The organism is Micromonospora sp. DT68 (assembly GCF_049847245.1).
GTDB classification, from domain to species: Bacteria; Actinomycetota; Actinomycetes; order Mycobacteriales; family Micromonosporaceae; genus Micromonospora; species Micromonospora profundi.
The window spans coordinates 1-5,338 of sequence record NZ_JBNCNZ010000042.1 but is presented as its reverse complement, the minus strand read 5'-3'; the positions used below and the strand labels follow the sequence as shown (position 1 = coordinate 5,338).

The window sequence follows — 5,338 nt, the reverse complement described above, 5'->3', positions numbered from 1 at the left end:
GATCCGCAACCATCGACTCCAACACCACCCGGAACATCCCCGCCAACCGCACCAAACCCGCCGACCCAAACACCCGCGCATCGGCGACGAGGTCGAGGAAGCCGCTGGCCGCGGTGACCTGGAGGGCGAACTCGGTGCCACCTTCACCGGCAACGGCCTCGAAGCCGACCTGCTCCTCGCTGTCGGTGTTGGCGCGACGGAACTCGGTGTAGTCGAAGACGACGTCGATGGGGTGCGCGTCGGCACCGGTCAGACGCCGCACCGCCGGCAACGGAAAACGCCGATGCGGCCACAACCCCACCTCACCGTCGAACACCGACCGCACCAGATCACGCCACGAACCCACACCCCGCTCAAAACCAAACGGCAACACATTGATGTACATCCCATGCACACGATCCGCGCCCCGCACCTCCGGCCGCGCATCACACACCAACCCCGTGTAAAAACGCCGCTCCCCCGACAACTGACTCATCACCTTCAAATGAGCCGCGTGCAGAACGGCCTTGGGTGACACCTCGTACGTCGATGCCAGCTCGCGGATCCGGGGGTCGAGGTCCTGGTAGCTGAGCCGATGCCGCAGCACGGTCCCGGGCTCCCCGGACTCGTCGCCCCAGCCCACTGGTGGGGTGAACCTGGCGTGGTCGGAGGTGACAGTCCGCCAGTACGCCTCGTCGGCCTCCGAGGCCAGCGCCGCCTGCTCGCCGGCGACGAAATCGGCGTACCGGACCGCGAACGGCTCCGGTGCCTCCGGCGCCATGCCGACACAGCGCCGCTCGTAGCAGCTGAGCAGCTCGGCCAGCAGGGTGTTCAGGTCCCAGCCGCCGGTCACCAGGTGGCTGATCGCCACGGTGAGCCACCATCCGCCGTCGGCGCCGACATGGGCGCTGACCCGCAGCAGCGGGGCGGGGTGCTCCGGGTCGAACGGCCGTGCCCGCTCGGCGTCGACGTAGCCGCGCAGGTGTGCCTCGGCCCGATCCTCGTCAAGGCGCAGGATCCGTACGTCGATGGGGGCATGGGCGTGCACGAGTTGCAGCGGCACCGAGTAGGTGTGCGGGTCGAACGACGTACGCAGGGTCTCGTGCCGGGAGACGATGTCGTGCACGGCCGCCGTGAGCGCGTCGCCCGAGAAGGACTGGCGACTGTGGACCCGGAAGCAGCGGACGATGTGGTACAGCGACCGCGTCGGGTCCTTCTGGATCTCCACGAGCATGCCGAGTTGAACCTGGGCGATGGGGTAGGCGTCGGTGAGGCCGGCGGGCAGGGCGGCCCGGTCGGCGTCGTCGAGGAGCGCGAACGGTGCGACCGGCTGGAACTCCGGAGCGACCTCGGCGCTGTCCTTTGCGGCGAGGTGCGCGGCGAGCGCGGTGACGGTGCGGTGCACGAAGACGTCCCGGACGCCGACGGGGAAGCCGGCTCCCCGGAGCGCCCCGACCAGGGCGACCGCTCGCAGTGAGTCGCCGCCGAGGTCGAAGAAGCTGTCCATGACGCTGACGGTGTCGAGGTTCAACACGCGTGCCCAGATCTCCGCGAGTTGCCGTTCCAGGTCGGTACGCGGGTCCACGTGCACACGCCCGCCACCGGTCACCGACGCCGCGAGAGCAGCCCTGTCGACCTTGCCGTTGGCGTTCAGCGGGATCGACTCCACCACCACGAGGTCCGCCGGGATCATGTACTCCGGCAGTCGACTGGCACATTCCTGCCGCACCCGGGCGGCCAGACCGGCGTCCGGCCCTTCCGGCACGTAGAAGGCGAGCAACCGCGCCTCTTCCGGATGGACCAGAGCGACAGTGTCGCGGACGCCGGCGACGGCGCTGATCACCGTCTCGATCTCGCCCAGCTCGATCCGGTAACCACGAACCTTCACCTGATGATCAACGCGGCCCACGAACTCGACAACACCATCGGGCAACCGACGAACCAGATCCCCGGTCTTGTACAACCGCGACCCATCCGAGGCGAACGGGTCCGGCACGAACCGATCCGCAGTCAAACCAGACTGACCCACATAACCCCGAGCAACACCCACACCGCCGACGAACAACTCACCGACCACACCCACCGGCACCAGATTCATCCACGAATCAAGCACGAACATCCGCATACCCGGCAACGCCCGACCAATAGGCACCACCGGCAACGTCTGCTCCACCCGCACCGGAAAAACACACGTCCCCACCGACGCCTCCGTCGGCCCATACTCATTGATCAAATTCCCCGGACCCAGAAGACCCAACCAACGATTAGCCAACGCCGCCGGCAAACCCTCACCCGCAACCACCACCACCGGCGCCAACCCAGCCAACAACTCATCCGACAACTGCCGACCCAAAATCTCCAAATGACCCGGCGTCAACTTCAAGAAACTAAACGGAGCAGCAGCCGACAACACCGACCCCAACTCCGCCAAATCCACATCCTGATCCACCATCAACACCCGCTGGCCCACCACCAACGGCGCCCACAAATTCGGCACCTGCAAATCAAACGCCACCGACGAGAAAACAGCACACCCACCCGAACCACGACCCGCCAAATCCACCGACGCCCAACGAACATGATTCGCCAAACCCCGATGCGTAACCTGCACACCCTTCGGCCGACCAGTCGAACCCGACGTGAAAATCACATACGCCAAATCATCCAAATCCACCACACCCGGCAACACCACAGACTGCTGCGGCTCCACCGCGCGCTCGGCCACCAGCACCTCGACCCCGGACGGGAACCGATCCGCGTAGCGGGCTGACGTCACCACATGGGACACACCGGCATCCGCCAGGATCGAGCTGATCCGACCGGCCGGGTACGACGGGTCCACAGGCACGAACGCCGCGCCCGTCTTCCACACGCCCAGCATGGCGGCCACCAGATCGACACCCCGATCCAGCAACACCGCCACGACCGAGCCACGGGATACGCCGGACGAGGCCAGCCACGTCCCCAGCACCACAGCCCGCGCATCCACCTCCGCGAAGGGCACCCCATTGACGGCCTCGCACGACGGCACCGCCGTCACCCGCTGCTCGAACCACCCCAGCACCGAGTCCGACAGCGGCTCCACCGCGCCGTCGCCGTCTGCCAACAGCACCGACACCTCACCCGCCGGCAGACACACCATCCGCGCGTCCCCGCCCGGATCCGCCACCATCGCCTCTAGCACCGCCCGGTACATCGCGCCCAGGCGCAGGACGTTGGGGTAGCTGACGACGTGGGGGTCGCTGAGAATGCTGAGCGTCCCGTCCAGTGTGGAGACGTGCAGGTCGAACTCACTTGACGCCTCGTAGACGGCGTCGTCGAAGCCGACCCGGTCGGTGTCGACCTGCGCGAAGTCGAGGTAGTTGAAGAGGATCTCGAGGGGCCGGGCACCGTCGGTGAACCGCTGCACCGACGGCAGCGGGTAGTGCCGGTGCGGCCACAGCTCCAACTCGGCGTCGAAGGTCTGCCGGATCAGCTCCGCCCAGGTGGCTGCCGAACCACGGTGCACGATCGGCAACGTGTTCAGGTGCATGCCGTACACCTGGTCGGCGCCGGTCACCTCGGGCCGCCCGTGGCAGACCAGGCCGCTTGTGAAGACGGGCTCGACGGTGATCTGGCTCATCACCTTCAGATGCGCGGCCAGCAGCACGCTCTTCAGTGCGGTGCCGGTGCTGCTTGCCACCTCCCGGAGCCCGTCGAGCAGGTCGTGCAGCGGAACCCTGGTGCCGCACTGGAACTGGGGGTCGGAGTCCGGGGCGCCCCAGCCGGTGGGCAGGGCGAACCGCGGGTACTCGACGACACCCCGCCAGTACGCCTCGTCCTCGGCGGACGTCAGCGCGGCCAGTTCCGCGGCGACGAAGTCGGCGTAGCGCACGGGCAGCGCGTCGACGGGCACCGGAGCACCGGTGTCCCGCAGCCGCCGGTAGTTGTCGAGGATCTCCATCAGCAGGGAGTGGTGGCTCCAGCCTTCGAGGATGCCGTGCGACATGGTCAGCACGAACCACCAGGCGTTGCCCTCGCCGATCGCACCGGCGACGCGTATCTGCGGGACCTGGTCCGGCGCGAACGGGTTGGCCCGCTCGACGGCCATGTAGGCGCTCATCCGGGCCTCGGTGTCCGGGCCGCGCAGGTCGAGTTCGGTCACCTCGATCGGCACCTCGGCGTGCACGAGTTGCAGCGGCACCGAGTAGCCGTTCAGGTCGAACGACGTACGCAGGATCTCGTGCCGGTCGACGACGGTCTGCACGGCACGGCGCAGCGCGTCGGGGACCAGCGGCTGCTCGTCGTGGATCGGGAAGGCCGAGACGTTGTGGTAGGTGTGCCGCTCGGTGTCGGTCATCGTCTTGACGAGCATCCCGAGTTGCACCTGGGCGATCGGGTAGGCGTCGCTGAGACCGGCGGGCAGCGCGGCCCGGTCGGCGTCGTCGAGCAGCGCGAACGGTGCCACCGGCTGGAACGCGGGCGCGACCTCGGCGGCGTCCCCTGCCGACAGGTGCGCGGCGAGCGCGGCGACGGAGCGGTGCACGAAGACATCACGTACCGAGGCGGAGAAGCCCGCCGTACGCAGGGCGCCGACGAGAGCGATGGCGCTGATCGAGTGGCCGCCGAGGTCGAAGAAGCTGTCCACCACGCTGACGGTGTCCAGGTTCAACACGCGTGCCCAGATCTCCGCGAGCTGCTGCTCCAGGTCGGTACGCGGGTCCACGTGCACACGCCCGCCACCGGTCACCGACGCCGCGAGAGCAGCCCTGTCGACCTTGCCGTTGGCGTTCAGCGGGATCGACTCCACCACCACGAGGTCCGCCGGGATCATGTACTCCGGCAGTCGACTCGCGCACTCCCGCCGCACCCGCTCCGAGAGCCCGACATCGGGGCCGTCCGGCACGTAGCAGGCCACCAGCCGCGAGCCCTCGCCGTGGACCAGTGCCACCACATCACGAACCCCGGCCACCGCGCCGATCACCGACTCGATCTCGCCCAGCTCGATCCGGTAACCACGAACCTTCACCTGATGATCGACGCGGCCCACGAACTCGACAACACCATCGGCCAACCGGCGAACCAGATCCCCGGTCTTGTACAACCGCGACCCATCCGAGGCGAACGGGTCCGGCACGAACCGATCCGCAGTCAAACCAGACTGACCCACATAACCCCGAGCAACACCCACACCGCCGACGAACAACTCACCGACCACACCCACCGGCACCAGATTCATCCACGAATCAAGCACGAACATCCGCATACCCGGCAACGCCCGACCAATAGGCACCACCGGCAGGGTCTGCTCCACCCGCACCGGAAAAACACACGTCCCCACCGACGCCTCCGTCGGCCCATACTCATTGATCAAATTCCC

1 protein-coding gene is annotated in these 5,338 nt (G+C 67.6%); it reads right to left on the bottom strand.

Features of this window, described 5'->3' with window-relative positions; all coding sequences use genetic code 11:
- A partial coding sequence (locus ACPXB1_RS30490; RefSeq protein ID WP_425736156.1) for an amino acid adenylation domain-containing protein occupies window positions 1–5,299 on the bottom strand: 5,299 nt, incomplete at its 3' end.
- Between the last annotated feature and the right edge of the window lie 39 nt (window positions 5,300–5,338).